2 protein-coding genes and 3 pseudogenes are annotated in these 4,839 nt (G+C 56.5%); 2 read left to right on the top strand and 3 right to left on the bottom strand.

Annotation, left to right across the window (positions count from 1 at the left end; all coding sequences use genetic code 11):
• Positions 1–275: 275 nt before the first annotated feature.
• Positions 276–1,172 carry a glycoside hydrolase gene (locus CO671_RS32850; RefSeq protein WP_245425052.1) on the bottom strand — a complete coding sequence of 299 codons (897 nt, stop codon included), beginning with the start codon at positions 1,170–1,172 and terminating at the stop codon, positions 276–278.
• 82 nt (positions 1,173–1,254) lie between these two features.
• Positions 1,255–1,463: pseudogene (locus tag CO671_RS34480) on the bottom strand (insulinase family protein); the annotation flags it as partial.
• 664 nt (positions 1,464–2,127) lie between these two features.
• Between CO671_RS34480 and nodA the strand changes: the two are divergent.
• Positions 2,128–2,715 carry a nodulation N-acyltransferase NodA gene (gene nodA, locus CO671_RS32835; protein ID WP_004679687.1) on the top strand — a complete coding sequence of 196 codons (588 nt, stop codon included), beginning with the start codon at positions 2,128–2,130 and terminating at the stop codon, positions 2,713–2,715.
• Positions 2,716–3,125: 410 nt separating this feature from the next.
• Here nodA and CO671_RS33970 read toward each other — a convergent pair.
• Positions 3,126–3,518, bottom strand: a pseudogene (locus tag CO671_RS33970) (GDP-mannose 4,6-dehydratase); the annotation flags it as partial.
• 296 nt (positions 3,519–3,814) lie between these two features.
• Here CO671_RS33970 and CO671_RS32825 point away from each other — a divergent pair.
• Positions 3,815–4,758 (top strand): annotated as a pseudogene (locus CO671_RS32825) (IS630 family transposase).
• Positions 4,759–4,839: the final 81 nt, after the last annotated feature.

Here is a 4,839-nt window from a genome sequence, read left to right as displayed (position 1 = left end):
GGTGGTCCAACGTTTGGGAGCGTTTCAAGACCGCCGAGGCTCTAATCGCCGCCGGATGAAAATTCAGTGGCAGGTCATTTGGTCTCGATGTTGCACAAGGAGCCAATTCCAGCGGCCACGAAGTACTTGGTATGCACCCGTGGGAACAACATGGGCGCTTCAATTGAACGGAAACTCAAATTTATGGCTGGCTCTGACAAATTACGGACGATCAGCGATAGTTCGGGTCTCCAGCGGGATTGCAGCATGAGGCCGGCAGTCAATACCAAAGGACATTACTGCGACTTCGCCGAATGCCGGTAATAGACATCCGCCAGAATGTGGTGGTCATGGCGGTAGACTTCGGCCATGATATTATAGAGGCTTGGATCGTGAGCCTCGAAATCTTCTGATGTGGCAATGGTGAGATTGCCTCGGCTGTAAGCCAAGTTCGTATTGAACCAAAATCGCGTGCCCTCGGCCCAATACTCATCGACGTTGTTCTCCATATAGGAACACGCCCAGAGGCCTTTCTCGTAGGCGTGCGAATAGGCACGTTCAACTCGTGCAACGAGATCAGGATCTACCGTGCGCAGCGCGTTGAAAATATTATGTGAGAATTCGTGAACAAGAATGTTCCCGCCGTAATACCGCGTGCCCGGCACGCCCATCAAATTCTCCACAGCTCCCGTCGTGTAGAGCCCGCCCATGCCGCGCGCCCTTTGTGCCCAGTAGTCTCGGGCAGTCATCTTGCCGATCGTGTTGGCGTAATCCCGCCGCTCGTCAGGGGTGAGACGTGGATCATCGGGAAGAGGCTTCTTCCAATCCCGCTGCTCGGGAATATCAGTCGTCGTCTCGTCAATTGCCATGACGCCCACCCGCGCTCCAGCCTGGATTAAAGCATCGCGGACATCACGGCGTTCTGACAACATGTAGAGGACAATGTCACGTGAGATCAATAGTGCCGTGTCTGGAACCTTGTTTGACGAAATAATAGGTATGCCCGCTGCGTCAGCATATTTGGCATAAAATGGATCCAGATTGAGTGATGTCGGTGGGCTGCGAACTATGAAAGTCTCGAAACTCGATACATCAGCCGCGGACAAAGGCGAGTCAGATAAGACATTCTCAGCGCCGCCGAGTCTGCCTGCGGATGCAGCAAGAAGGTACCCACCGCACAACACCATCCCCATCGAGCATACATCCATCATCGTGACCTCTCGTTAACGGCTGTCTTTCGTGAGACGACGCAACAACCGTGCCAGTCACTAAGTATTTCCTCGGGGGCTCATCGGCGCCGCCGGCTCTGTACCAGACCATGTGCGTGACGATCGGCATCCGGTGACCAGGGTATGACGATCACCTCATACCGTTATCTAGGAGAAAATTGCGATCTCGCGGCCGCCTCGCCAGTCCTGGGAGGCGTTTGCTGTGTCCGGGGTCCTAAAAGCTTGCACCGGAAACGCACTGATCTGCGAATCCATTCCTGTACCCATCATCTTCTCCCGAGGTCGGGATCGCCAGGCAAGTATGTCCTCTGGCAATCTTCGCCGATACCCAGCGTGCCGGTCCATGGGCTGCGATAGCCAAAGCGAACCAGGGCGTTTTGCGAGGGGAACCCCTTTCAGATTCAACAGGAGAATGCTGCTGCCTATCGCCGCGTCCCATTTTGTGTGGAATCAGACTGTCGCAAACCGAACATTCCGAAAAAACCCCTCCGCCAGGTCGGGTCGTTCGACGACTTTCGACGCCGGGATAGACCAGCCCGGTTCCGCCGAGGGTTCTAATGTGATCTCGACAATTTGCCTGATTATCGCCGAAAACGTCTTTGGCTTGCTTCTGCCTGAGTAGCGAGCCTCTCAGTCATGGTCAACTTTTCAGTTCAATGTCCTGGATGCCTGATCAAGATGATCCAGCATGATGGACAAGGCGGCATGTTCACGAAGAAGTTGGAGCCCGGCCGCTTCATCTGGCGTCGGCAGCCGATGGCAGGCCGATTGATTGGAACGCATCCATTGGACGGATGAGTTCCATCCAAACAAATGATTTCACCAGCTTATACCAGTGCCATTAGAAGCGCCCCAACGAGTGCGTATCAAGTAGTTGCTCTGTCGACGCCTGGACAGAGTATTAAGTGGAGGTTTAGGTATGAGCCCTCAGGTGCGGTGGAAAGTGTGCTGGGAAAACGAGTTGGAGCTCTCTGACCACACGGAGCTCGCAGATTTCTTTCGGAAGACCTATGGGCCAACTGGAGCTTACAACGCCCTTCCATTCGAAGGTGCTCGTAGTTGGTCAGGAGCTAGGCCCGAGCTTCGCGTAATAGGCTATGATGCGCACGGTGTGGCCGCTCACATGGGGTTGTTGCGTCGTTTCGTTCGGGTTGGCGAGGTCGATCTACTCGTATGCGAGCTTGGATTGTGGGGCGTGCGTCCAGATCTTGAGGGGTACGGCATTAATTCGATGCGCATTGTTTACCCAGTGCTGCAGCAACTTGGCGTTCGGTTTGCGTTCGGCGGTGTTCGGCAGGCGTTGCGCAACCTTGTTCTCAGGCTCTGCCGAAATGGTCTTGCGACGGTTTTGGAAGGGGTACGCGTGCGATCCACCCTTGCCGATGTTTATCTCAACCTCCCGCCGACGCGCTGTGAAAACGTAATTTTGGTAGTATTCCCAATAGGATGCTCAATGAGTGATTGGCCATCGGGGACCTTGATCGAGCGGAATGGCCCTGAGCTATGAAAGAGCATGGTCCCATAGCTGAAGTTATCCGAAGAGACGGTGGCGGCCCAGTGATCGGTGCGTCTATTTAACCCTCGATGACGGACCGACCCACACGATGACACATCCCGCACCTTTCGATCTGCGAACGCTTAGACGTCAAGCGTGAGATATTCGAGACAAGCAGGACCATCAGGAACATATGCCCCGAAGCCTCGGTACCGCAATCCGGGCACCTGGTGGAAGTATGAACATCATCGGCTAATGCCGTATTTTTGCGCGCTCGCGGGTTCACGATCCGCGCTCCTCGTTCGACCCGCTAACTGACGCCACTGCCGCAGAGCACGGCATCGGAGCCTGCGCACAAGCGCACTGCCGACCATACTGCGATGGCCGACAACCCAGATCTTCTTGTTGGACAAGTCGTACACTCAGAGCTCTTCCCGGCTGTTCAGGGCCTTCCAGTGCTTGACATCCTCGCGCACCATCTCGGCGACGAGCTCCTGAACCGGGGCCTTGTGTTGCCAGCCCAGCTTCTGGCGGGCCTTGGTCGGATCACCGGCAGAAGATCAACTTCCGTCGGGCGGAGGTATCGAGGATCGACTTCAACAAGGCAGGCACCGGACGCGGAGTCGTAGCCAGTCGACGCCGGACGCCTTCCATTCCAAAGTAATGTTCAAGTCGGCAAAAGCCCGCTCGAGAAATTGGCCGACACTCGTCGTCTCGCCGGTCGCCAAGACGTGGCCATCCGGTTTGTCCTGCTGCAGCATGCGCGACATGCCCTCGACATACTCACGTGCGTGGCCCCAGTCGTAGCTCCTGGCGCTGTTTTTGGCCAGCTGTCGGGCGCGGCGGGCCTGCGCGATCGAAGTTGGCTTGTTCAGCCACAAGGCGAAGCTCTATCACTGGGCGCTCGCAGCGTCTCCCGTGCGATACGCCATTTCTCTCTTGGCTACAGGGATGTGCGATTGTCTCCTGTTTTCAAAGCTCTTTGTCCTGCTGATGGTCGCGGTCGCGCTGGCGCGCGGTCGACCTAGACATGTCCTGCGATTGATGAATCGATTGTGAGGTGACGAGAGCGACCGAAGCTGATTCAACATCCACAGCGGAGAGGTGGATGATGGGACAGGCCCTGAGCGATGATCTCCTAATACGGGTTTTGAAAGCGTCTGCGGCGGGCATGTCGGCTCGACAGGCTGCGGCTCGTTTCGGAGTTGGGATTTCGACGGCGATCCGCTGGATTGAAGAGCGAAAGAGGGTGAGTTAACTGCTCTGCCACAGAGCTGGAGACGACCTTCGGCAGTGGATGCACACGAGGAATTCGTTGTCGCGTTGATCAACGAGCGTAGGGATGTGACGCTCGATGAGATGGTTGAGCGCTTGTCCGTCGAGCGGCAGGTGAAGATCAGCCGCAGCGCACTTGGCGCCTGGCTTCGAGGCCGTGGGTGGACCTTTAAAAAAAGACCGCACACGCACTGGAGCAGGACCGACCGGACGTCCTGAAGCGCCGGCGCGCCTGGTTCGATGGTCAATTGGACCTCGATCCGGAGAAACTGATCTTCATCGACGAAACCGGCCTCTCGACCAAGATGTCACGTCTGCGCGGACGTGCATTGCGAGGTGAGCGTTTGCCGTGCCGGCGTGCCGCACGGCCATTGGAAAACAACGACTTTCACCGGTGCGTTGCGCCTCAGCGGAATGACCGCCCCATTCGTCTACGATGGCGCGATGAACGGCAACGTCTTCCTTGCGTATGTCGAACAGGTGCTGGTGCCGCCCCTGGAGATCGGCGACGTCGTCATTATGGATAACCTGCCTGCACACAAGATAGCCGGTGTCCGCGATGCCATCGAACGTGCCGGCGCCAAGCTCATGTTCCTGCCGCCCTATAGTCCGGACTTCAATCCAATCGAGAACGCATTCTCGAAGCTGAAAGCCATGTTGCGAGGCCGAGCCGAGCGAAAGATCGATGCTCTATGGGATGCGGTCGGGGCCTTGATACCTCGCTTCACTGCGGCAGAATGCGCAAACTACCTTAAGGCCGCTGGATATGACCCAGATTGAGCAGGATTTGCTCTAGCGGTGCAAGTGATGCCATCACGACACCGTCTGTCGGCTTTGTCTGATCGGCGACATTAGGTTTGT

Origin of the sequence: Rhizobium sp. M10 (genome assembly GCF_002531955.1) — a bacterium.
Lineage (GTDB): Bacteria > Pseudomonadota > Alphaproteobacteria > Rhizobiales > Rhizobiaceae > Rhizobium > Rhizobium etli_C.
Note: the sequence above shows the minus strand (reverse complement) of the source record. Positions and strands in the feature narration are given on the sequence as shown.

Excerpts from the sequence above, each read along its gene's own strand:
- CO671_RS32850 (WP_245425052.1), bottom strand. The coding sequence starts at position 1,172 with ATGGGGATGGTGTTGTGCGGTGGGTACCTTCTTGCTGCATCCGCAGGC.
- nodA (WP_004679687.1), top strand. The coding sequence starts at position 2,128 with ATGAGCCCTCAGGTGCGGTGGAAAGTGTGCTGGGAAAACGAGTTGGAG.